Here is a 23,180-nt window from a genome sequence, read left to right as displayed (position 1 = left end):
AGATTAACAGACCAGTGACTACCTCACTGGTCTGTTTTTTTGAGGTGTTGTAATTTATGGCGACTACGCATGTAGCTGGAACAGAGCTGGAAATAAAGGCGCCAAAGCCGCCGTTAATCAAACCTTTCTTAGTTTCTATTGCAATCGTATTTTTGCTAGCGATGCACTGGTTTATGCCCAATCCGGGCGGCTCTGGGCTTGCACTATCTTTTAATGCCACGACATGGCTCGCCATCAGCTTCTCCCTTGCCATTGGTTTCTACCAGATCGGCTCGGAAGGAGCGCTCCGTTACAACAAACTTACTCTAGGGTTATTCATCTGCTGTGTCATGATGACACTGCCCGTTCTCTATACTAGCGCCAATCCCGATTTGGCCGCCGGCAGATTAATTGGTTTATGGGCGGGGTACTTGTTGTTTGTGGTATTACAACAGATACGTTTTAGCAACAAACAAAAACAGCGCCTGTTGTGGTTTGTGGTCATTGCGGTGTTGATTCAAAGCCTATTCGGCTGGGTGCAATTGTTACTCCTCGAGCCAGACAATGTGTTTGGCTACGACACGCTCAATAATCGCCCTTATGGTATTTTCCAACAGCCCAACGTAATGGCCAGCTTTTTGGCAACTGGCTTGGCACTGTCGGGGTACTTATTGGCACGTCATCCAACCAAATACCAACGCCGAATCAGTGAAGTCGCCTTGCTCTATCTCACCCCGATAGTGACGCTCCCCCTACTGATTGTCTTAGCGTCCAGAACCGGCTGGTTAGGGGCGGTGTTAGGCGTTGTTTTTCTCCTGCACTACCTTTATCGCTTTGCGACGAAAAAGCGTTTTTGGGGTTGGATAGTCTCGATTACGCTTGGTATCGTTATCGGCTTCTCTCTTTCGGCTTTACCGGGGCAATCTTCAACGCTGATTGGCCACAAAGCCAACCTTGAAAGTCCAAGACAATATACCTTTCCACAAGCGTTAGATATGTTGATTGAAAAGCCGTTTACCGGTTATGGATACGGCCGCTTTGAGCCGGAGTATTTGGTTTATACCGCACGCCAACATCAGCTCAACCCAAGTTATCAACCTGGGCTTGCCGCCATGGATCACCCGCACAATGAACTGCTTTATTGGGGAGTAGAAGGGGGATTACTGCCTTTGTTGGCGATTATACTGGCGGCGTTATTCGTCTTAGCCCGATTATTTCAAGCCAAGAAAGGCACACGTTTAGCCATGTTCGCCCTGTTTGTGCCTATCGTATTGCACAGCCAGCTTGAGTACCCGTTTTATCACTCATCAATACACTGGTTAACCTTTATTATTCTGCTGTTTTGGGTTGACCAACGCGCCAGTCGCTACCGCAGTTTATCATTGAGTTTTATTTCAAAAGCCGCACTAAGAGTGGCTAGCTTGATCGTCCCTATCGTCACCAGTATCTATATGTTGAGCGCTCTACACACCAACTATGTGCTCACTCAATTTGAGCGTTCACAGCCTAAAGATCCACAGATCCTAGAGCGCGTTTCTAACGCTATCGTTTGGCAGGACCGTTACGATTGGGACATTTACAGTACCTATCTTAATCTGGGTCTCATTGAGCAAAATAGCCAGTACATTCAAGCTTACATTGACTGGTCTTTGTCGATGATTAAGGACAAACCGAGACCAGCCTTTTACAGCAACTTAATTTTGGCGTATCAAGGCATTGACGACACGATTAAAGCCGAACAGATCCGTGCCGAAGCGACATTCTTATTCCCCAATCGCGATTTTTCACAGATTCACTATATCGCTCCTGACATCGACGCTTTAAAAGCTGATAATCAACGGCTAGCACACTAAAAGGGCGACCATAAGGTCGCCCTGTCGCTTAAAGTGTGATTACTGAGTCAAGGACTCTTCGAGCGCTCTTAAGCACAGTGCGACGTTCTCATGGCGAGCAGCATAGCCCATCAAGCCGATTCGCCACGCTTTACCGGCCAGCGCACCAAGGCCAGCACCAATTTCTAAATTATAGGTTTCGAGCAAGTGAGAGCGTACTTTCGCTTCATCGATACCTTGTGGAACATAAATCGCATTCAGTTGTGGCAAACGAGACGCTTCAGCCACAACAAACTCAAACCCCAGCTTTTCTAAGCCTTGCTTAAGCTTTTCATGCATCTCTCGGTGGCGCTGCCAAGCATTCTCCAAGCCTTCTTTTTTCAGCATTAATAGCGCTTCATGTAACGCGTACAAACTATTGACTGGCGCCGTGTGATGATAGCTGCGCTTACCTTCACCACTCCAGTAGCCCAACACTAAGCTCTGATCGAGAAACCAGCTTTGCACTGGTGTGGTGCGTGATTGGATTTTTTCGATCGCCGCAGCAGAAAAGGTCACTGGCGACAAACCCGGCACACAAGACAGACACTTTTGACTGCCAGAGTAGACCGCATCCAATTGCCACTCATCTACTTTTAACGGCACGCCACCAAGCGAAGTTACGGCATCGACAATGGTTAGCACGCCATGTTGCTTGGCCAATTTACCGAGCGCTTGTGCATCGCTACAAGCGCCAGTCGAGGTTTCTGCATGCACAAACGCCAGCACTTTAGCGTCTGGGTGAGCGCTAAGTGCTTGCTCGACTTTATCGACAGACACTGGTGCGCCCCACTCATCATCGACGACTTCGGCAATACCACCAGCGCGAACCACGTTTTCACGCATCCGTTCACCAAATACCCCATTGCGACAGACGATAACTTTCTCACCCGGCTCAATCAAATTAACAAAACAAGTTTCCATGCCCGCACTACCCGGAGCCGACACCGCGATGGTAAATTCATTTTCCGTTTGGAACGCGTATTTGAGTAGTGCCTTTAACTCGTCCATCATGCCAACAAACAAAGGGTCCAAGTGGCCGACCGTTGGGCGACTCAAAGCTTGCAAAACTTGTGGAGAAATATCTGAAGGTCCTGGTCCCATAAGGATGCGCTGGGGAGGAATAAAACTTTGAATTGTCATTGGCTGCTCCATAATTATTTTTGTTGTTGTCTTTGTTGTGACTTTCCACCTTAATCGAATTCCAATCACCCGGCAATTAGCCCAAAGTCGGCAGGTCAAACCAGTGTCACAAGTTTGTTAATTTTAAAATGCCAATAAGCAACAAATTCTCGTTGACATCATACGAAGAAACACGTTCAATGCAGAAATAAGTGGTGAATATTTATGCCACTGGCAAATTATTTTGCAGAAGAGGAGCACTGCCCAGGTAGGTGTGTTGTGGAGCCGCAACTCCAACACAATCCATCGAGGGGGAGCAGTGCCGAGGTAGTTCCGGGGTGTCGGCTTGGATCTATCGGTTGTTAGGGTTGAATCCCTACGACTGTCATCAGCCCCGTCTGATGATGAGCTTCTGAGGTACATCATTCAAAAATAGACCTCTCTTTCGCTCAACTCTCTTCATCAAAGTAAAAACATTGGATGTTGGTCTAATGACCAAATTTTTTATTTCAGGAAGTCGTGGGAGATACGCTGTGAGCAGTTTTAATGTAGCTAAATTTGGTGGCACAAGCGTTGCAAACTTTGAAGCAATGAGCCGCTGTGCTGCAATTATCGAAAATAACCCGAACACCAAACTGGTCGTCAGTAGTGCGTGCTCCGGCGTGACAAATCTCTTAGTTGAGCTCGCCAATGGGGTGCAAGATCACAGTCGTCGTAGTGAATTATTGGCCCAACTCGCCCACATTCACGATGCGGTACTCAATCAGCTTAATGAGCCAACTCAAGCAGCGAGTGAGGTGTATGCCATTCTTGATACCGTGACCAGCCTGGCTGAAGCGGCGTCAATTCAGTCAAGCAACAAACTGACTGATCACCTAGTTGCATGTGGTGAATTAATGTCGACTCACTTACTGACGCAGTTAATGAAAGAGCGTGGCATTAACGCGGTACGTTTCGATATCCGCGATATCATGCGCACCGATGATAATTTTGGTAAAGCAGAGCCCAACCTCGAGCGTATCGGTGAGCTAGCCAAAACCGCTTTGGTTCCTGTTTGCCAAGAACACGTTGTCGTCACTCAAGGGTTCATTGGCTCAGATGAGCAAGGCAACACCACAACCCTTGGTCGCGGTGGCAGTGATTATAGTGCAGCTTTGATTGCCGAAGCGGTTGCGGCGGCAGGTCTAGAGATTTGGACTGATGTTCCGGGGATTTACACCACCGATCCACGGATTGCCGCTAAAGCCTCACCGATTCCAGAAATCAGCTTTAGTGAAGCTTCTGAAATGGCCAACTTCGGCGCTAAAATTCTGCATCCATCGACCTTGGTCCCAGCACTACGCCATGACATTCCGGTCTTTGTTGGTTCATCGAAAGAGCCAGAAAAAGGCGGAACGTGGATTCGTCACCAAGTCGAAAGTTCACCTCTGTTTCGAGCCTTGGCATTACGTTGCAATCAAACCATGGTCACGCTGCGCAGTGCGAAAATGTTCCATGCGTATGGTTTTCTCGCCAAAGTGTTTGAAATTTTGGCTAAACATAAAGTCTCGGTCGATTTGATTACTACGTCAGAGATCAGTGTCTCACTGACTTTAGATCAAACTGGCACCTCTGGCGGCGCTCCGCAATTACCATCAGCGGCCAAACTCGAGCTCGAAGAGCTGTGCAGTGTTGAGGTTGAACATAACTTATGTTTAGTGGCATTGATTGGGAATAACATGAGTGAAAGCAAAGGCTATGCAAAACAAGTCTTTGGTACACTAGAAGACTTCAATCTACGTATGATCTGTTACGGTGCGAGCCCGCACAATCTGTGTTTTTTGGTCAATGAGTCTGTTTCCAAGTCAGCGATCCAAAAGCTGCATGCCGAGCTATTTGAAGCCGAGTAACAATCATCGAGTAACAATCAAGACAAACAAAAAAGGTTGGCCCGCGCCAACCTTTTTTATCGATGACCGTTGTTATTCACCGGCCACTTTCATCCGCTCAAGCAAAATAGAACCGGTCTGAATTTGAGACCGCGTTTCAACATCGTTGCCCACAGCGACAATTTGATTGAACATCTGTTTTAAATTACTCGCGATGGTAATTTCAGACACTGGATACTGAATTTGACCATTTTCAACCCAGAAGCCAGCGGCGCCACGAGAGTAATCACCGGTAACAATGTTAACACCTTGCCCCATCACTTCAGTAACCAATAAACCGGTACCTAATTCGTTGAGCATCTGTTCGAAATTCTGCCCAGTCGAGTTAACAAACCAGTTGTGAATCCCGCCCGCGTGACCGGTTGGTGTCATGTCCATTTTACGCGCGGCGTAGCTCGTTAATAGGTACGTGGCGAGCACACCATCTGTAATGATCTCTCTATCTTGAGTGAACACCCCTTCACTATCGAATGGGCTTGATGCCAAACCGCGCAGTATGTGTGGCTTTTCCGAAACGTTAAACCATTCAGGCAGTACTTGTTCCCCCAATTGATCAAGTAAAAACGACGATTTACGGTACAAGTTGCCGCCGCTGATCGCCATCACTAAATGCCCCAACAATCCCGTTGCCACATCCGCTGCAAACATCACTGGATAGTGACCGGTTTTGAGCTTTTGCGCATCCAAACGACTGACGGTTTTTTCAGCGGCTTTCTGGCCGACCATTTGAGGAGTCCAAAGATCATCTTTATGACGTGCAACCGTGTAACTGTAGTCGCGTTCCATTTCCCCATTGCGGCCTTGGCCAATGACACTGCAACTGGTGCTATGGCGGCTAGACGCATAACTGGCGAGCAAACCGTGACTGTTGCCATATACTCTCAAACCGTAGTGGCTATCGTAACTCGCGCCATCGCTTTGTTTGATTTTATCGCTAAATGACAAGGCTTGTTGTTCGGCAGCAATCGCCACCTCAGCAGCACTGTCTGGATCCGGCGTGTCTGGGTGAAACAAGTCAAGTTCAGGAATATCTTTGACCATCAACTCTTTCGCAGCAGGACCAGCAAAAGGATCTTCAGAGGTGAACTGAGCGATATCAAGCGCCGCTCGCACCGTCTGTTCAATGGCTTTTTCACTTAAGTCAGAAGTCGACGCGCTGCCTTTGCGTTGGTTACGATAAACCGTGATGCCAAGAGCACCATCGCTATTAAATTCGACGTTTTCCACCTCACACATACGGGTAGAAACACTCAAGCCTGTGGTTTTACTGATCGCCACTTCAGCCGCATCAGAATTCGCTGCTGCCATCTCCAATGCCTTTGCTACTGCAGCTTCTAGCTCAACGCGCTGTTGAGCAACTTGCTCTCTTACGTCCATATCTACTTCATTTCTTAAGATCAATTGCCATTAGGATAACAAGAATTTCGCTTTCTCCCCACGATTCTTGTTAAAATAGAGAAATAGATGGTCATATTAGGGTAGAAAGATGGCACGTAAAAACCAAAAAGCGCCATGGGAAGAAGAAGAAGAGATCATTTGGGTCAGCAAAACCGAAATGAAACGCGACATGGAAGAGCTACAAAAGCTTGGTGAAGAGCTGGTTGAACTTAGACCGTCGGCTCTAGAAAAATTTCCTTTGAGTGAAGACCTAGCCGATGCAATAAAAGACGCCCAACGCTTCAAGAACGAAGCACGTCGTCGTCAGTTGCAATACATTGGTAAGTTAATGCGTTTTGAAGATATCGAACCACTGCAAGCAGCGCTAGATAAAGTCCGCAACAAACACTCACAGGCAACAGCAGAGTTACACAAACTTGAGCAGCTGCGTGACCGTATTGTTGAAAAAGGCGATGAAGCGATCTCAGAGGCAACCGAGCTTTATCCAAGTGCGGATCGTCAGCGATTACGTCAATTGGCTCGCCAAGCCAACAAAGAGAAACAAGCCGGTAAGCCAGCTAAAGCATATCGTGAAATCTTCCAAGTGCTTAAAGCGCTCAATGAAGAAGAGAGTTAAGCGATTAGCGATTAGCGATTAGCGATTAGCGATTAGCGATTAGCGATTAGCGATTAGCGATTAGATTTAAGGGTTGACGTGCATGCGTCAACCCTTTTCGTTACCACCTCACCATTCCAGCACAACAGCGTGATACTCAGACGCCTGACTTTTTATTTAATCGCTGGCACGAACAAATTCGCTCAATGCAGGGTGGCAGTGCTGTGTCGTAAGCTGGGTGACAGGGCCATTCGCGGCCACTTTTCCGTCGGCCACAAAAATAAAGTCACTCGCGATCGATCTGGCATCACTAATGTGGTGTGTCACCATCAACACTGTAATGTGTCGTTCATCAGCCAGCTTGCTCACCAATGCGAGCATCTCTTCGCGTAAAATAGGATCAAGAGCAGAAAAGGGCTCGTCCAGTAGCCAAATGGGATGCGGCTGAACAAAACAGCGCGCCAATGCGACTCGTTGACGCTGGCCGCCTGAGAGCTGTTCAGGGAGACGATCAAGGTAAGCATCGACTCCGACTTGTTGCGCCGCTTGAACCACTTGTTGCTGCTGCTGAGGCGTCAGCTTAAGCCCAGGGTGCAAGCCTAAAGCGATGTTCTGCTGCACCGTTAAGTGAGCAAACAGATTATGCTCTTGAAACAACATCGCAAATGGCCTTTGGTGCGGCGCTCGGCCAACAAGATTGACCCCATCGACCATAATTTGCCCTTTACTCGGCTCAATAAAGCCTGCCACTAGCGCCAGTAAGGTGGATTTACCGGCACCACTAGGCCCCATCAGAGCAACAATCGAACCTTGGGCGATGGTGACATCAAAATGGAATAGCTCATCATGATAATAATAATCGACCTTATTGAGACTTAACATACTTGACCTTATCGTTGGCGTTAAACAACACTTCGAGTAGCGAAAAACAACCGACGCTCAGCAGTAACAGGGTTAGCGATACCACTGCGGCAACTTCCATCTGATAACTGCCAAGCAGTTGAAACAGATACAGTGGCAGAGTTCGGAACTCTTGGCTGCCAAACAGTGCAATCGCACTCAGGTCGCCAATCGCCAACATAAAGCTGATAGCAAAGGCATGGGCAAACGGCTTTTTCAATGCTCGCCACTCAACCACTTTAAAACGCTGCCAACCTTTAAGGCCTAGACTCGCGCATAAGTACTGATAATGCTGCTCTATATGTAACATAGGTTGAGCAAGGGTTTTTATCACATATGGCAAGCCCATTAACGCATTGACCGCAACGACCACAACAAACGCTAGACTGAACACATCGGTTACCGTGCGCAGCAGCAAAAAGAGCCCAGTAGAGACCACCAACCCTGGCGTAACCAATATGATCGTTGCCATTAACTCAATATGATCAGCACTTTTATGCCGTCGATTGAGTCTTAAACGGCGACTGGTTAACAAAATCGCATAACCACTGACGACCGCAATCACACTAGCCAACGTCGCCACTTTCAATGAAGCCAGTAATGCCGACCAAAAACGACTGTCCACAAACACGGTCAGCGCTTTGCTATTGAAACCACTGAGTACCACCATCAATAGCGGGGGTAACACCAATAACATCGCCAAACCGATCCAGCTCCAGTCCCAGCATTTCATGTAGCCACTGTCTCTCACTAACCGGATGTTCTTTGCTTGCGAGCCCACCGCTGTCGCCATCGGTTTGGCTAAGCGCTGAATCGTTAACGCCATGATCGCGCACAACAGCATTTGCCACAGCGCCAATAACGCCCCAGTTTGGAGATCAAAATCAAACTTAATCGCTTGATAAATGGCCAGCTCTATCGTGGTCGATTTGGGGCCGCCGCCTAATGCCATGACGGTGGCAAAACTGGTGAAACACAACATGAACACTAAACCACAAACATGCGGAAGCTGCTGACGCAGTCTCGGCCACTCTACCCAACGGAATTTTTGCCACGCGCTCATGCCAAGGTGCGCGCACAACTTATGTTGTTCAAGGGGAATCGTATCTAAGGCTTGCAGTAACAGTCGCGTCGCATACGGCAAGTTAAAAAAAACATGCGCGAGCAAAATACCGTTGAGGCCGTAGATAGAAAATGGCAGCGCTATGTCGAGGCTATTCAGCCATGAAGCGAGCAAGCCACTGTTGCCATAAATAGCCAGCAGACCAAAAACACCGACCAACACTGGCAGCACTAACGTAGTCGCAAACAGTTTAAGCAGCAGTGACTTGCCGAAAAACGCTCGCCTCGACAGTGCGTGAGCAACGGGAATCGCGAGCCCTACGCTAAGTAGTGTCGAAACAAAAGATTGGTAGAAACTAAACTTGGTGACGTGGCGGTAATAGGGATCGTTCCAGACACTCATCACATCAAGCGTTGGCGCTTGTATTAATAGAGCAGCGAATGCGGATACAACAAAGGTCGCGATAATCATCGCGACCCATAAACCGACTTTAGGAATGGTATACAAAAGACACCTTTAGAAAGTCAGTGCGTTTTGCCATTCGCGAATCCAAGCTTTGCGGTTTTGCGCCACCTCATCTGCCGAGAAAGCAAGTGATTTGCTAGGCACAGTCAGAGTATCAAATCCTTGTGGCAATTTAACGTCGGTAACAGGGTACATCCAGTTGCCAGTTGGCATCGCCGATTGGAAGTCATCACTGAGAATAAACGCCATAAACTGATCGGCCAGTTTGTCATTTTGAGTACTTTTCACCTTGGCCGCGACCTCTACCTGAGTGTAGTGACCTTCGGCAAAGTTAGCCGCTGCAAACTTTGCGTCATTCTCTGCAATCAAATGATAAGCGGGCGATGTGGTGTAAGACAAAACCAAATCCGACTCACCAGCAAGGAACATTGAGTAGGCTTCTGACCAACCTTTGGTGACAGTCACCGTCTTGTTGGCTAACTCTTGCCAAGCTTGCGGCGCATCCTCACCGTAAACCGATTTAATCCACAACATAAGCCCTTGTCCAGGCGTTGAGGTGCGCGGATCTTGGTAGATCACTTTCAAATCGTCACGAGACTCAATCAACTGTTTAAGGCTGGTTGGTGGGTTAGCCAGTTTCTCTTTGTTGTATACAAAAGCAAAGTAGCCAAAGTCGTAAGGTACGAACGTTTGGTCATCCCACCCATTAGGCAGCGTCACCGTACTGGTATCGACGGTATGTGTTGTTAGTAGCCCGGTTTGTTTCGCTTCTGCCATCAGGTTGTTATCTAGGCCCAACACGATATCGGCTTTACTGTTACTGCCTTCCAAACGTAAGCGATTAAGAATCGAGACGCCATCATCGAGCGCGACAAAGTTAACGTCACAACCACATTGCGCTTCAAACGCTTTTTCAATCGTCGGACCTGGGCCCCACTCTGCGGCAAACGAGTCATAGGTGTACACCGTTAAGGTGTCATTCGCCGCTTGGGCGGAAAAAGAGGTGATCAATGCAACGGCAAGGCTGCTGATAGAAATAGGGGTTAGAGTGTAGTTCACTGCTCGCGCTCTCCTTGTGTGAGCGGCACAGGCTTGAGGGACAGTAACTTGGTGTCCATACTCAATTCCTACGCCAGCATTATCTGGTTCAGGTACACGGGTCCCAAGCAAAGCCTGATCTCAGCCACCAGCCAATAAAGATTGACTCGGTAGCTCCCCGATGAGTTACGCTCAGATTGTAATAGTTATCAGACTCAATAGCCATCCCCTAATAGTTGGAGGTGCAGCTTTAAATATGACGGGGATCATAGCCCCAACGTGGAACGAGCCCTTGCTCAATACCCAAGTGATCGAGAATGCGCGCCACCATAAAGTCAACTAAATCGTCAATCGACGTTGGCTGATGATAAAAACCTGGCGCAGCTGGCATAATAGTGACGCCAAGCTGCGACAGCTTATGCATATTCTCGAGGTGGAGGGTTGAAAATGGTGTCTCACGTACGACCAACAGCAGCTGGCCACGCTCTTTAATCACCACATCGGCGGCACGCTCAATAAGGTTGTCCGACATACCGTGAGCAATCGCAGCGACACTGCCAGCCGAACAAGGACAAACCACCATCTGCTTTGGTGCCGCCGAGCCCGAGGCAACCGGAGAGAACCAATCATCTTTACCACACACCACCAGTTTGTCTGGCGCGCAATTAAGCTGTTTTACTAGCGCTTGCTGCGCAGCTTGTGGGTTAGCTGGCAACTTTAGCTCTTGCTCAGTCGCCAACACCACGCGCGCGGCTGAAGAAATCAGCAGATAAACTTGATAATCGGCGGCGAGCAAACACTCTAGCAAACGCAGACCGTAAGGAGCGCCGGATGCGCCAGTAAAAGCTAAGGTGATGGCTTTAGGTTTGTTGTTACTCATAGTTACTCAGTTCAGTCGGCGAGTTTCGCCAATAATTTGCTGTGAATACCTTCGAAGCCGCCATTACTCATCACCAACACTTTATCACCCGGTTGCGCACTGGCAACAATGTCGGCCACCAGTTGATCAATGTCATGCGCAACTTGGGCGGGTTGATAACACTGCTCAGCAACATCGGCAACAGACCAATCGATATTATTCGGTTGATAGAGAAACACGCGATCAGCTTTGGCCAATGACGCGGCTAACGTATCTTTGTGCACACCACGTTTCATGGTTGCACTGCGCGGTTCAAGTACCGCTATAATTTTATCCTTGCCGACCTTGTTACGTAAACCACCTAAAGTCAGTTCAATCGCAGTGGGGTGATGAGCAAAATCATCATAAACGGTCACACCGTTAACCTGCCCTTTTAACTCTAGTCGGCGCTTGGTATTAATAAAGCTTGCCAGCGATTGACAGGCGAGGTCGGGGGTAACGCCAACATGGCGCGCCGCTGCAATCGCCATCAAAGCATTATCGACATTGTGATCGCCGACTAAATCCCAACCGACTTGACCCACTTTTTTACCCTGGAACAAAACATCAAATTTAGATCCATCACGCTCAAGCTTTTCAGCCTGCCAATCACCGCCTAAACCACTGAATTCGGTTTCGCTCCAGCAACCACGAGCTAAAACATCGCTAAGCGCCTGATCTTGCTTGGGAGCGAGAATACGACCATTACTTGGTACAGTGCGAACTAAATGATGGAACTGACGCTTAATGGCTTCAAGATCATCAAAAATATCGGCATGATCGAACTCAAGATTATTCATCACCAAGGTACGAGGGTGATAATGAACAAACTTAGAACGCTTATCGAAAAAAGCGCTGTCATATTCATCGGCTTCGACCACAAAAAACATACTCTCACCCAAACGTGCCGAGACTCCGAAGTTACCCAACACGCCACCAACAAGAAATCCAGGTTGATAACCACACGCCTCGAGGATCCACGCCAGCATACTTGATGTGGTGGTTTTACCATGTGTCCCTGATACGGCAAGCACCCAACGATCATGGAGTAAAAACTCCTGCAGCCACTGTGGGCCTGAGGTATAGCGCAAATTGGTATTAAGTACATGCTCTACGCACGGATTACCGCGGCTCATGGCATTACCGATCACCACTAGGTCAGGCGCAGGATCAAGCTGTGAAGGATCAAAGCCTTCTATTATTTCAATACCTTGTGACTCTAGTAGTGTGCTCATCGGCGGATAAACGTTGGCATCACTACCCGTCACTTTATGCCCCAGTTGACGAGCTAACACCGCTGCGCCACCCATAAATGTGCCGCAAATCCCCAAGATATGAATATGCATAACCGACCCTGTTTTAGGCGAAAAATAATCCGCTCATTATGGCGGCAAAGCGCTAAAAAGCGAACTACTTTGACTATCGATTATCATGATAGTCAAATCACTTGGTTACTCTTCAGCCACAAGTCACTACTAGGCAAACAAAATGTAAGTTGTTCTTTAGTCGACAAATAAATTGAGATCTCAAACAGTTAGTTCATTACCAATAAAAAGATCTTACTTTTACACTTAGGCTTGGGTAGTCATTCACGATCCGCAGAGATCTGTCCACCCCATCCCCCTATCATTGAGCGACTTTTTTTAAAGGAAAAATCCATGTCTGGAATGCGCACCCTTGGCGAGTTCATTGTTGAAAAACAAGCGGACTTCCCCCACGCTAGCGGTGATCTATCATCCCTACTCTCTTCAATCCGTCTTGCTGCTAAGATTGTTAACCGTGAAATCAACGCGGCTGGTCTTGGTGACATTACTGGCGCTGTCGGTACGGCGAACGTACAAGGCGAAGATCAACAGAAACTTGATGTCTACGCTAACGATAAATTCAAAGCCGCTTTAGAAGCACGCGATCAAGTGTGTGGTGTGGCCAGTGAAGAAGAAGATGAGGCAGTAGCGTTTAACAAAGAACTGAACAAAAATGCCAAATACGTGGTGTTGATGGATCCACTTGATGGCTCGTCTAACATTGATGTGAACGTTTCTGTTGGTACGATTTTTTCTATCTACCGCCGAGTGTCACCGATTGGTACTCCACCAACACAAGAGGATTTCCTCCAACCAGGCCACAAACAAGTCGCGGCGGGTTACGTGATCTACGGATCCTCCACCATGTTGGTTTACACCACAGGTAATGGCGTCAACGGCTTCACTTACGATCCATCGCTAGGTACCTTTTGCCTTTCACACGAGAACATGATGATCCCACAACAGGGCAGCATCTACTCAATCAATGAAGGTAACTATATTCGCTTCCCACTTGGCGTAAAAAAATACATTAAATACTGCCAGGAAAGTGCGCCAAGCGACAATCGCCCTTACACCTCTCGTTATATTGGTTCACTGGTTGCAGACTTCCATCGCAACCTGCTTAAAGGCGGTATTTACCTTTACCCAAGTACGCAAAGCCACCCGAACGGTAAGCTGCGCTTGCTGTATGAGTGCAACCCGATGGCTTACATTATTGAACAAGCTGGCGGCGTGGCTTCTGATGGTGTTAACCGCATCATGGACATCAAACCGACGGAGCTGCACCAACGTGTTCCTTTCTTTGTTGGCTCAAAAGATATGGTTAAAAAAGTAGAGCTATTTTTAGAGCAAAATCGCGAACCATCATAATCTGCCAAGCCAGTTCCAAAAGTAAAAGAGTCGACCAAGGTCGACTCTTTTTTTGTGTGCTGACTCTTTTATCCGCTTAAGTGTGTTAGCGGGTTAAAAGTTTGTTAGCCGGTTAAAACTGTTAGTCAGTTAAAGCCTTGAACCCGCTGTCGAGCTGCGCCCTGACATGTAATCTTGTTGAAAGAAAGGATCGAGCTTGTCGCAGATACCTTGGTAAGGTTTACCCGTGACACCGAGCATGTAAGCATTTTGAGCGCAATATGTCGCTCTACCCTGCTCGTAACCATTCTCATAAGCCATATAGAGCTCTGGGGTGAGATAACCATCACTGTCGAGCTTGGTCAGTTTACTTTGTGACTGCTTCAGCCAGCCATTTTCAGCGCGTAGCTGACCGTAATCGATCCAGTCTTGTGCAGCATTCGACATTGGGGGTGGCTGAGTACTACAACCTGCCAGTAATAATGTCATTAATAGTAATTTCGTTTTCATCGCTCTCTCCTTCATCGTTGATTGGCCGACTAACCAAAGTGATGAATGAACAACTACCTATACCTTTTGACACCAATCTCCAGAAGCAATCAACACGTCCAGGTGACTGGCATCTTGGTAAAAATAGATCCAAGCCAGTCCAAATGGTGTGTCAATTTGCTCTCGTCGATAAGTCACGGGGACATCTTCGAGCAAATCAAGCTGCTCAAGTGTCGCCTCATCAATCAGATAAACTTCACCAACAATGGTACTACGTCCTTTTGTTACGGCTGGATACGGGCCAAGATCATATAAACTGTAAATAGGTGGCGTCATGTGTGTGCCAAGCCATTGTGCTTGGGCCATCAGATGATGGTTAGCTTCCCCATGGCGTAACGTGCCATAAACAAAAACTAAATGTTGCATCCCTACCCTGCCTTTTATGTTCCTAATCAAACTCAAACTGGTATAGCACATCTACCGCGCTGTCGACTCCGGACATCGCTTCTAAATAGAGATCCTGCATCAAACGATAGCGCACCGTAAACTCACCGACTGAATCAAATATTCCCACGCCATATTTCACTTGCAGCCCTGGTAAAATATAGCCGCTTACCGTCACTTGCGAATCATCACCTGAACCCGCAGTATCAAGTTGAAGATCTTGGACACCAAAAGCTTCACCGATTTCACCCACCACGCGACCACTTTTCGCTAAACTAAGGCCGATTAAGGTCGTGGTCATGGCATTGCCGCCCGTTTCACCATCAATGTCTTGCCCACGCAGTAAATAAGACAAAGCGTTAGCTTGAGGCATCGCCGGTTCAGAGAAAATCGTCACCGTCGGTTCACTGGCTGGCCCACTCACTTTGACCCCAGCGGTAACGTCATCTCGCGTATTTTCCGGATTACGTATCGCGGAGATCTGAACATAAGGTTGATCGACCGGACCATTCATTAGAATTTTGCCCTCATTGATCAGCAAATCTTGGCCAAATGAGCGATAAGAGCCGTCGGTAATATTGATTTCACCAGTGACAAATGACCCTTTGTCTTTTTGAGCCACGTTAAGCTGACCAACTAAACCGCCTTCTAGTCCAAAGGCGGACAATTTAAAGTCATCACCAATCTTGATATTGATATCGGTTTCAACCGCAAAAGGCACAGAGCTCTGCTCATCGATTGGTTCCAATTGTTGATTCAAAATCACCTGATCTTTCGATACTCCCACCGCACTGGATGGTAACTCTTCAACTAAGATACGCCCCCAAGGCAGCGCAATATCCCCATCAATTCGCGCATAATTTGGCGTGGCAGAGATGGTCATGTCAGGCTGAACTTTGATCTTAACCATAGGCGGAAGGTCGACTAACAGCTCTTGGGCGTAAACGCGCACATTGGTGCTCCAATCTTGCATATTTTGCCAGTCAGCATCACCGGACAACTCTAACTGGCCGTCGGGTGTATTCAGCGCCGCCGCCAAAGAGGCTTGATAGCCATCAAAGTTAAGCAACACACGACCAGACTCAATTTCAACCGGAGAGATCTCCCCTTTAAGCTTAATGTCATCGACCACAAACCGCCCTTTAACCTGAGGTTGAAGAGCAGGTCCAGTAATCGCTAAGTCTGTCGAGATATTGGATTTGAGCTGACTAAACTCACCAATGAGCGGGGCGAGGAAATCAAGATTAAAGGTCGTCAGTTGCAAGCGACCATCGAGTTGCTTGTCTTGACTTAAAACATTGGCAATCGCGACATTGCCAGAAACATCACCATTGTCCGTGACATCAAGCAGCCAATCGGCCTGTAACTGGTTGTTGTCGAGCAGGGCATTGAGCGCCACTGACTCCCAGCCGATACTCACCGCTTGCTCTAACTCTTGGGTCACTTGACCTTTCGGTAGTTGCAGCGCCGCCTTGATATACGGCGGCAAGTCTGGTGCCCACTTAGCGGTTACTTGCGCATTTACTTGCCCTGCAACCACAGTTTGCTTCGGTATCAGCATCGCGATTTGATCAAAATTAAAGTGCTCAAGAGAGAGCGTTGCTTCGCCACTTTGACCGACATTGATGTCTTTATCTAGACATAAGGTTGAATCCGCTTGCTGCCAACAATGAGCCGCCACCGAGACTTGCTCAGTCGCCATATCAAAAGCTAAGGCTGTCGATTGAGCGAGACGCCACTCACCCTGCTTCGAGGACAACTGCATCCGCTTTAAATCGCCACGCCAAGCCAGTTCGGGCTTATCGTCAAGAGCGCCGGAAAGGGTTAACTGGGTCGAAGCAATATTTGAGCTAACATCAAGAATTAAATCATGCGCTTGCTGGGAGCCATTCAAATTTAACCTGAGATCATCAACCATATAATCTTGATAATGTGCTTGTGTGACTTTGAGCGCTAAACGTCCTTCAGGAGTCGGGAGTGGCGTCACACGCCCATTCAATGTCACCTTCTCGACCTGAGCTTGCTGCTGCCAATCAATCGCGTCTAGCTCTAAATTAAGGCCAATCTCTGGTGCTTGCAGTGCACCACGTAGTTTGACGTTACCACGCGCTCTGCCTTGCAGATCAGGCAGCGTTTTGATCATTTCAGGAAAATTGATCGCCAAGTCCATCTGCCATACTTGGCCAAGCTCGCCTTGCGCTTCAATTTTATTCGGCCCATGAGACAAAACCAAACGTGGTGTCTTGACCATCAACTCGCCGTTGCCCGCATTGTCGGCAGCACTCAATGCCCCTTCAATATTGAGCGGATAGCCACGCAGTAAACCATCAATATCCAACTTAGGCAGCTCAACATTCCAACCGCCCTGCTTGGTCAAACGACCAGTAGTAGAGACAGAGCCACTAAGATCGCCTTCCGCATCTGGCCATTGCAAACCCGGCTGAATATGGCTGATGTTTAGATTCGCCGCCCAATTGATTGGCGCTTGCCAGTTGGCCATCACATCCCCTGTCAGGCTGCCCCCCAAGGTCGCCATATCAACCCGACTTAGCTCAATGTGCGACAAATCCCCTTTGCCTTCGAGTGACAAAGAGAGATCAGGTAAGGCTTGACCTTTGATCTCACTATTAAGTGCTAAGGTATAGCCCTCTAGAGATCCACGGCTTTGCAGCGAGTCTAGCGCAACAAAATACTCCCCTTGGCCAGTGAGAGGCCATTGCACGTCAACGTCCGATAGTTGGACATCAAAAGGGAGCTCACGACGCAGCGGTTGCAACTGGGCATGAATATCGCCTGTCGCTAACCCATCAAACACTGCCTTCACATCCAAATCGGCGACACTGCCACTGGCTTTAACAACCACCGTTTGTCCTTTGGCTACCGGCTCTTTAACCGTGGCGTTAAGGCTAAGTGTCAATGGGTAGTCACCAGCAAGCTTAATATTGGTGGCAAGCTGGGCATTCACTTGCGGCATATCTAGAGTTAAGTTTTTGACATTGATCTGAGATTGCTTGGCATTGGCCACCAAGGCTAAATGATTGACAATCACGGGGGTCGCTTGTTCAAGCTTGAAATCACGAATATCTAAACCGAGCAATTCAATTTGCAGCGGTAGAACCACCTCAGGCAGCTCGATAGTCTCTGATGGCTCATTTGTCGCGCTCGAAGCAGTGCTCTGCGCTTCAACACTCTCCTTGTCAGCTAAAGCGACACGAGGCGAGATCAGTGCCATTTTATTGATTCGCAGGCGGTTACCTTGAAACGAAGCACCGGTGGTAAACGAGCGCCAACCAATCTGATGGCCAAGAATATCGAGTTCGATATTGCTCAACGCCAAGCGAGCAACACTGATCGGGATAGGTGAAGTAATCACGCTAGATGATGAAGAGGGGTCACTCGTCTGTGGAGCTTGATCAGAGCTTGGCGGCAATTCAGGCATCGAAAAATTCAAACCGTCAATCGCCAGTTCATCCACACACACTCCCGGCTCGGTCAGACAGGCGGGATTGATCGCCAATGTCAGCGTTTGTGCTTGCGTCGAAATATTCAACTGAGGATCATCAAAGCGTACCTTGTTGAGCGTAAAGCGCGGCAACACCGCACCGTCAGTCGACTCAATACTTAGCTGTGGCAGGGCTTTTTCGGCTCCCCAAACAATCAAGTTCAAGCCGGGATTGGTCAACAGTAGCATCGCTAGTGTCAGCAACAGCATAAACAACAAGCTGACAACAGAGAGTGAGAGCCACTTCGAGCACTTGATCACCACTTTAATCATAACTCTGGTCCTAAGGTAAAGTGGATTTGAAATTCATCGCCTGGCGCCGCATCCAATCCCCATGCAAAATCTAAACGAATAGGACCAACAGGTGATGCCCAGCGCACCCCGACCCCTGTACCGCGTTTTAATTCTGGTTGGTCATTAAATGCATCGCCAACATCATAAAATAGCGCGCCCCACCAATTTCCGTAAACACGATACTGATATTCCAATGAACTGGTCGCCATATATTTCGCCCCGGTTAATGCACCACTGACATCTTTCGGCGAAATCGACTCGTAACCATAGCCGCGTAAATTATTATCGCCACCAGCGAAAAAGCGCAAAGAAGGCGATAACTTGTCAAACTGTTCAGCAAAGTTTGCGCCGCCATCAAGACGGAAAATGCCGCGATGATTGTCGCCAATACTACGAATCCAAGTCATGCCACCTATTAAGCGAGTGACACGCGTTTCCGATAACAGGCTAGGATCGCCATACTCAAGCGTAACACTTTGGCGATCGCCCCACATCGGCATCGCACCACCACGAATACGCGTACGCGATAAAGAGATGCCGGGCAACACAAACTGACCGCTATCATCTTGTATACCTTGTTGGTAGTTCTCAATCAAATAGCGCACGAACAGGGTTCGCTGCCAACCACTGTCCATCACCCAATGACGCTCTAACGCAAGATTAGATTCCAAGCTTTTGGTATCGCGGCTATCGAGATTCTTCATGCCATACTGAATACGGTAGTACTGTTTTAAGACATCATCGAGCGGGATGCGATAGCCAGCGGTCACTGTCTGCTCGGGCGCGGATAGAGAGAAACTGCTGTCAAAACTGTGTCCACGACTATTAACCCACGGTTTTTTCCACTTCAGCGTGCCACGAACACCCACATCGGTCGAATACCCGAGACCCGTTTCCAATTGATTACGTGCTTGCGGAGCCAAAGAAACTTTCATTGGCAATTCTCTTCCTTGCCCAAGCTGGCTCAAGTCTGGCTCGACAAACACCGATGAGAACCAATCGGTATTCGACAGGTTCTGATTGTACTCCCCCACCTGAGACACCAAATAAGGATCTCCGGATTGATAAGGCGCCAGCGATGCGACTCTGTCCTCTTTTATCTGGCTCCCCGTGATAACATTCTCACCAAAGTGGTAACGAATGCCGCTATCAAAGTGAAGACGAACAAAGGCTTGATTAAGTTCAGGGGCAACTTCCAAACGACTAAGCTGATAGCTGCCTTCAAAATAACCATGCCGCAGGGCCAGATTACGAATCGCACTTTTCAACGAGTCATACTGGCTATGCACCAGAGGCTGTCCTTGTTTCAACCCACTGTTTTCGATCAAGGCGCTAAATTCAGGATCACGGCTAGCTTCGCCGCTGATCTGAATATCAACCAACTCAACTAACACCACTGGACCTGGGTCAATATTGACGGTCACTCGGTTTTGATCGTCTGACACAACAAACTCGTACTTGGGATGGTAATAACCTAGCGCGTTAAGGGCCTCGGTGAAATTACGTTCTAAGCGCGCTTGAAAGCGTAAACTGACTTCGTAGTCATCTGGTGGAATCGCCGACAAATAAGCATCAACATTATCTAATAAGGCGCCTTCAATACCTTTGATATCCAAATCAACGCCTTGCGCCCAACTGACAGGCGCAAACGTAAGGAGTGAGATTAGGACTGGTAAAGGCTTTCGGATCATGCTTAATTATCTGTCTACATCATTTACAAGAATAATAACGCCTGTACAAATAGAAGTCTGTATGAAAACAGTCAATTAGGCGGTCTTTATAAAAAAACTCATTAAGGATGTTTATCATGCTCGACAAACAAAGCCTAATCTCGGCGCAAAATGCGCTACCTGGCCGTGAGACGCCAATAGCGATCGACGATGTTCATTTCGTTAACCAATCCAGTTTGACCGCAGAACCTGCGCAAGGTTGCGAAAAAATCTTACTCGGTATGGGCTGTTTTTGGGGCGCTGAACGACTGTTCTGGCAATTGGAGGGAGTGATCAGCACCAGTGTTGGTTACGCGGGCGGCTATACTCCCAACCCAAGTTATCAAGAGGTGTGCAGCGGGCAAACAGGCCACACTGAAGTGGTACGTATTGTCTTCGACCCAAAGAAAATAACCCTCGAGCAACTACTGCGTACTTTTTGGGAGAGGCATGACCCGACTCAGGGAATGCGTCAAGGCAATGATTTAGGGACACAATACCGTTCAGCCATTTATGTCTATAACGATGAGCAACAACAGCAAGCGCAACAGTCGAAACTTGCGTATCAAGCTCTGCTCGGAGATCAAGCGGACAATATCACCACAGAGATCACGGCTGCTGGTCCATTTTATTACGCCGAGCAGTATCACCAACAATATCTAGCCAAAAACCCTGATGGCTACTGTGGTTTAGGCGGAACTGGTGTTTGCTTCCCCGCATAAACGAAAAAAGTCGCCTCCGGGCGACTTTTGACTAACAATCACTTAGTTATGCAGAAAGCGACTCTATTGCCTGATTGATCTCTTTAAACGTCATCAGTTTTTGTTGATCCCGTACATCAGGCAACAACACCTTGCCATTATCAAAATCAAACTCTCCGACACCTGCAATTGCGAACTGACCTTTAAACAAAGTTTTAACAAATCGCGCAATCTGTTGTGGGTGATAGTTGGGAAATTTACGCAGCATAGCAACTCCAATATCCTTTTATGATACGACCGATAAAGGCCGCGTCGCTCTTATCCTTAGAACGTGTCAGGATTATACCTGATGACGTTCCAATGTGAACCATTTTGTTAACAAAATGATCTATGCTCACGCTATTACAGCGATTTTTACCCGCGATAAAAATTTCGGTATATACTTTTTTCGCTTACATAAAAGGAACAATATAATGAAAACGAAAACTTTACTTGCTCTGGTAATCGCATGCTCTCCAAGCTTTGCTTTTGCACATAACATCGCCATCGGTCAACCAGTGGCTAGTATTGAAATCGCCAGTCATGGCGAAATCGTACTCAATGGTGACCAGACCGAGTTCCAAGCTTGGTCGAGTCAAGACATGCTAGGAAAAGTGCGGGTTATCCAAGCCATTGCGGGTCGCAGCAGTGCTAAAGCGATGAACGCGCCATTAATGACCGCGATTACCGCAGAAGAATTCCCGCAACAGAGTTATCAAACCACCACCATCATCAATCAAGATGATGCGATTTGGGGAACGGGTTCATTTGTGAAATCGTCTGCCCAAGACAGCAAAAAAGAGTTTCCTTGGTCTTCAATGGTGCTAGATAAAGAAGGCCGCGTGGCCAAAGCTTGGCAACTCGCTGAAGAGTCATCGGCGATCATTGTGCAAGACAAACAAGGCCAGGTTTTGTTTGTCAAAGAAGGGGTATTAAGCGACCAAGAGATCGAACAAGTCATTCGCTTAATCAAACAAAACATCTAGGCTAACGGCTTAACTTTCGCCTTTTAAATGGAATTGTTATAGTATAACAATTCCATTTTTTATCAGTGTCGTTGTTGTGAATCGAGCAAGTCTAAAGCCTACCCGCTCTCACACGGTTGCCTTACTGGCCATCGTGATGTTGCTATGGCTAAACTTCGCTTATATCGATCATCAATACGATCGCTCATCAACACACCATAGTCAGCACGACTGCCAGCTTTTTGCTTGTGGATTACATGGCGCAAGTGCCGCCGTGGCGACGTTAACGATCACACCGTTAACCAGTATCAGAGCAACATCACCAGTCTTTCATTTCTTCCTCGTCAGCATTTGGGCCTACCATGCCCGCTCTCCACCCAAGGTTGATTATAGTTAAGCAATAACACAACCCAACTCACCGCTGTAGGTGGCTTTAAACACGACTATTAATCAGGACTGACAATGAAAAACCTTACTCCCATTGCCCTTGGCATGACTCTCGCTATCAGCGCTGTCGCACACGCTGAAGAAGGCTTTCGCCAACACGATGCTCACGTTCACGGGCAAGTCGAATTTAACATCGCTCAAGATGGCTCCGATTTATTATTTGAAATCACGGCGCCAGGTGCTGATGTGGTAGGCTTTGAGCATGCGGCGCAAACGGATCAGCAGCAACAACAACTCAATGCAGCCGTGACGATTCTCAATCAAGCAGACAAAGTGTTTGTTCTGGCCGACAGTGCTGGCTGTCAGTTGATTGACCAATCGGTGACTCACACGCTCGGTGAGGATGACCACGACCATCACGACAATCATGACAATCATGACAATCATGACAATCATGACAATCATGACAATCATGACAACCATGACCATCACGACAACCATGACGATCACAAACATGATGAACAACATCAGCATCATGACGAGCATAAATCAAGCCACGGTGAATTTACCGTCCAGTACCACTACCAGTGTGACAACATTAAGGCGTTAAACAACATCGAGACCCAGTGGTTTACTCAGTTTCCGAGCACTGAATCAATCAAGGTCAACCTGTTGACGGATACCAAACAAGCTGCACTCGAGTTACATCAAGATCAAACAGCGATCTCATTCTAATGAC

Annotated in this window: 20 protein-coding genes and 2 riboswitches; of the genes, 8 read left to right on the top strand and 12 right to left on the bottom strand. The window is 47.8% G+C overall.

Going from position 1 to position 23,180, the window contains the following annotated elements; translation table 11 throughout:
* The first annotated feature begins 56 nt into the window (after positions 1-56).
* Positions 57-1,832 carry a PglL family O-oligosaccharyltransferase gene (locus BS19_RS10885; RefSeq protein WP_038175278.1) on the top strand — a complete coding sequence of 592 codons (1,776 nt, stop codon included), beginning with the start codon at positions 57-59 and terminating at the stop codon, positions 1,830-1,832.
* Between the two features lie 39 nt (positions 1,833-1,871).
* Here BS19_RS10885 and BS19_RS10880 read toward each other — a convergent pair whose 3' ends face one another.
* On the bottom strand, positions 1,872-2,993 hold the full coding sequence (locus BS19_RS10880; RefSeq protein WP_038175277.1) for a pyridoxal-phosphate-dependent aminotransferase family protein: 1,122 nt from the start codon (positions 2,991-2,993) through the stop codon (positions 1,872-1,874).
* Positions 2,994-3,214: 221 nt separating this feature from the next.
* Positions 3,215-3,392: riboswitch (Lysine riboswitch) on the top strand.
* Positions 3,393-3,505: 113 nt separating this feature from the next.
* On the opposite strand from BS19_RS10880, the gene lysC reads away from it, so the two are divergent.
* The gene (gene lysC / locus BS19_RS10875) at positions 3,506-4,861 is read left to right on the top strand and encodes a lysine-sensitive aspartokinase 3 (RefSeq protein WP_038175276.1); all 1,356 of its coding nucleotides are present in this window, start codon (positions 3,506-3,508) and stop codon (positions 4,859-4,861) included.
* A 72-nt stretch (positions 4,862-4,933) separates the two neighbouring features.
* Here the strand turns inward: lysC and pmbA are convergent, their stop codons facing one another.
* A complete protein-coding gene (gene pmbA / locus BS19_RS10870; protein ID WP_038175275.1) occupies positions 4,934-6,277 on the bottom strand; it encodes a metalloprotease PmbA in 1,344 nt (447 codons plus the stop codon).
* 109 nt (positions 6,278-6,386) lie between these two features.
* On the opposite strand from pmbA, the gene yjgA reads away from it, so the two are divergent.
* Entirely contained in the window at positions 6,387-6,914 is a 528-nt protein-coding gene (yjgA, locus tag BS19_RS10865) for a ribosome biogenesis factor YjgA (RefSeq protein ID WP_038175274.1), read from the top strand.
* Positions 6,915-7,070: 156 nt separating this feature from the next.
* On the opposite strand, the gene thiQ is transcribed toward yjgA, so the two are convergent.
* The 5 genes from thiQ to mpl all read right to left on the bottom strand — a co-directional run bounded on the left by thiQ (position 7,071) and on the right by mpl (position 12,603).
* Positions 7,071-7,775, bottom strand: a complete 705-nt coding sequence (thiQ, locus tag BS19_RS10860; protein ID WP_038175273.1) for a thiamine ABC transporter ATP-binding protein — start codon at positions 7,773-7,775, stop codon at positions 7,071-7,073.
* A complete protein-coding gene (thiP, locus tag BS19_RS10855; RefSeq protein WP_038175271.1) occupies positions 7,759-9,363 on the bottom strand; it encodes a thiamine/thiamine pyrophosphate ABC transporter permease ThiP in 1,605 nt (534 codons plus the stop codon). The genes thiQ and thiP overlap by 17 nt, the downstream gene beginning before the upstream one ends.
* 9 nt (positions 9,364-9,372) lie before the next feature.
* On the bottom strand, positions 9,373-10,380 hold the full coding sequence (gene thiB, locus BS19_RS10850; protein WP_038175270.1) for a thiamine ABC transporter substrate binding subunit: 1,008 nt from the start codon (positions 10,378-10,380) through the stop codon (positions 9,373-9,375).
* Between the two features lie 48 nt (positions 10,381-10,428).
* Positions 10,429-10,550, bottom strand: a riboswitch (TPP riboswitch).
* 59 nt (positions 10,551-10,609) lie between these two features.
* Positions 10,610-11,239: a flavin prenyltransferase UbiX gene (locus BS19_RS10845; RefSeq protein WP_038175269.1), complete on the bottom strand. Its 630-nt coding sequence runs from the start codon at positions 11,237-11,239 to the stop codon at positions 10,610-10,612.
* Positions 11,240-11,250: 11 nt separating this feature from the next.
* Positions 11,251-12,603, bottom strand: coding sequence for a UDP-N-acetylmuramate:L-alanyl-gamma-D-glutamyl-meso-diaminopimelate ligase (mpl, locus tag BS19_RS10840; RefSeq protein WP_038175268.1), 1,353 nt, complete (start codon positions 12,601-12,603; stop codon positions 11,251-11,253).
* A gap of 312 nt (positions 12,604-12,915) precedes the next feature.
* On the opposite strand from mpl, the gene fbp reads away from it, so the two are divergent.
* The gene (gene fbp / locus BS19_RS10835) at positions 12,916-13,932 is read left to right on the top strand and encodes a class 1 fructose-bisphosphatase (protein ID WP_038175267.1); all 1,017 of its coding nucleotides are present in this window, start codon (positions 12,916-12,918) and stop codon (positions 13,930-13,932) included.
* A 129-nt stretch (positions 13,933-14,061) separates the two neighbouring features.
* On the opposite strand, the gene BS19_RS10830 is transcribed toward fbp, so the two are convergent.
* The 4 genes from BS19_RS10830 to tamA are packed head-to-tail and all read right to left on the bottom strand — an operon-like array spanning position 14,062 to position 20,331.
* Entirely contained in the window at positions 14,062-14,421 is a 360-nt protein-coding gene (locus BS19_RS10830) for a DUF2799 domain-containing protein (protein ID WP_038175266.1), read from the bottom strand.
* A 57-nt stretch (positions 14,422-14,478) separates the two neighbouring features.
* On the bottom strand, positions 14,479-14,826 hold the full coding sequence (locus tag BS19_RS10825; protein ID WP_038175265.1) for a gamma-glutamylcyclotransferase family protein: 348 nt from the start codon (positions 14,824-14,826) through the stop codon (positions 14,479-14,481).
* 22 nt (positions 14,827-14,848) lie between these two features.
* A complete protein-coding gene (gene tamB / locus BS19_RS10820) occupies positions 14,849-18,619 on the bottom strand; it encodes an autotransporter assembly complex protein TamB (RefSeq protein ID WP_038175264.1) in 3,771 nt (1,256 codons plus the stop codon).
* Positions 18,616-20,331 carry an autotransporter assembly complex protein TamA gene (gene tamA / locus BS19_RS10815; RefSeq protein WP_038175263.1) on the bottom strand — a complete coding sequence of 572 codons (1,716 nt, stop codon included), beginning with the start codon at positions 20,329-20,331 and terminating at the stop codon, positions 18,616-18,618. Before tamA ends, tamB begins: the two co-directional genes overlap by 4 nt.
* A gap of 116 nt (positions 20,332-20,447) precedes the next feature.
* On the opposite strand from tamA, the gene msrA reads away from it, so the two are divergent.
* Positions 20,448-21,071, top strand: coding sequence for a peptide-methionine (S)-S-oxide reductase MsrA (gene msrA / locus BS19_RS10810; protein WP_038175262.1), 624 nt, complete (start codon positions 20,448-20,450; stop codon positions 21,069-21,071).
* Positions 21,072-21,117: 46 nt separating this feature from the next.
* Here the strand turns inward: msrA and BS19_RS10805 are convergent, their stop codons facing one another.
* The gene (locus tag BS19_RS10805; protein WP_038175261.1) at positions 21,118-21,318 is read right to left on the bottom strand and encodes a DUF1107 domain-containing protein; all 201 of its coding nucleotides are present in this window, start codon (positions 21,316-21,318) and stop codon (positions 21,118-21,120) included.
* A gap of 205 nt (positions 21,319-21,523) precedes the next feature.
* Between BS19_RS10805 and BS19_RS10800 the strand changes: the two genes are divergently transcribed.
* From BS19_RS10800 to zrgA, 3 genes are all read left to right on the top strand, one after another.
* On the top strand, positions 21,524-22,075 hold the full coding sequence (locus BS19_RS10800) for a YtfJ family protein (RefSeq protein ID WP_038175259.1): 552 nt from the start codon (positions 21,524-21,526) through the stop codon (positions 22,073-22,075).
* Between the two features lie 76 nt (positions 22,076-22,151).
* The gene (locus tag BS19_RS19795) at positions 22,152-22,451 is read left to right on the top strand and encodes a DUF2607 family protein (protein ID WP_245609276.1); all 300 of its coding nucleotides are present in this window, start codon (positions 22,152-22,154) and stop codon (positions 22,449-22,451) included.
* A gap of 65 nt (positions 22,452-22,516) precedes the next feature.
* Positions 22,517-23,176 carry a zinc uptake protein ZrgA gene (gene zrgA / locus BS19_RS10795; protein WP_038175258.1) on the top strand — a complete coding sequence of 220 codons (660 nt, stop codon included), beginning with the start codon at positions 22,517-22,519 and terminating at the stop codon, positions 23,174-23,176.
* Positions 23,177-23,180: the final 4 nt, after the last annotated feature.

This window comes from Vibrio pacinii DSM 19139 (genome assembly GCF_000711795.1).
Classification (GTDB): Bacteria; Pseudomonadota; Gammaproteobacteria; order Enterobacterales; family Vibrionaceae; genus Vibrio; species Vibrio pacinii.
Note: the sequence above shows the minus strand (reverse complement) of the source record. Positions and strands in the feature narration are given on the sequence as shown.

Bases quoted from the DNA above. Each gene is read 5' to 3' on its own strand.
- BS19_RS10845 (WP_038175269.1), bottom strand. From the start codon at position 11,239: ATGAGTAACAACAAACCTAAAGCCATCACCTTAGCTTTTACTGGCGCA.
- thiQ (WP_038175273.1), bottom strand. From the start codon at position 7,775: ATGTTAAGTCTCAATAAGGTCGATTATTATTATCATGATGAGCTATTC.
- BS19_RS10885 (WP_038175278.1), top strand. From the start codon at position 57: ATGGCGACTACGCATGTAGCTGGAACAGAGCTGGAAATAAAGGCGCCA.
- pmbA (WP_038175275.1), bottom strand. From the start codon at position 6,277: ATGGACGTAAGAGAGCAAGTTGCTCAACAGCGCGTTGAGCTAGAAGCT.
- yjgA (WP_038175274.1), top strand. From the start codon at position 6,387: ATGGCACGTAAAAACCAAAAAGCGCCATGGGAAGAAGAAGAAGAGATC.
- BS19_RS10880 (WP_038175277.1), bottom strand. From the start codon at position 2,993: ATGACAATTCAAAGTTTTATTCCTCCCCAGCGCATCCTTATGGGACCA.
- BS19_RS10830 (WP_038175266.1), bottom strand. From the start codon at position 14,421: ATGAAAACGAAATTACTATTAATGACATTATTACTGGCAGGTTGTAGT.
- fbp (WP_038175267.1), top strand. From the start codon at position 12,916: ATGTCTGGAATGCGCACCCTTGGCGAGTTCATTGTTGAAAAACAAGCG.
- mpl (WP_038175268.1), bottom strand. From the start codon at position 12,603: ATGCATATTCATATCTTGGGGATTTGCGGCACATTTATGGGTGGCGCA.
- BS19_RS10825 (WP_038175265.1), bottom strand. From the start codon at position 14,826: ATGCAACATTTAGTTTTTGTTTATGGCACGTTACGCCATGGGGAAGCT.
- tamA (WP_038175263.1), bottom strand. From the start codon at position 20,331: ATGATCCGAAAGCCTTTACCAGTCCTAATCTCACTCCTTACGTTTGCG.
- BS19_RS10805 (WP_038175261.1), bottom strand. From the start codon at position 21,318: ATGCTGCGTAAATTTCCCAACTATCACCCACAACAGATTGCGCGATTT.
- tamB (WP_038175264.1), bottom strand. From the start codon at position 18,619: ATGATTAAAGTGGTGATCAAGTGCTCGAAGTGGCTCTCACTCTCTGTT.
- BS19_RS10800 (WP_038175259.1), top strand. From the start codon at position 21,524: ATGAAAACGAAAACTTTACTTGCTCTGGTAATCGCATGCTCTCCAAGC.
- zrgA (WP_038175258.1), top strand. From the start codon at position 22,517: ATGAAAAACCTTACTCCCATTGCCCTTGGCATGACTCTCGCTATCAGC.
- msrA (WP_038175262.1), top strand. From the start codon at position 20,448: ATGCTCGACAAACAAAGCCTAATCTCGGCGCAAAATGCGCTACCTGGC.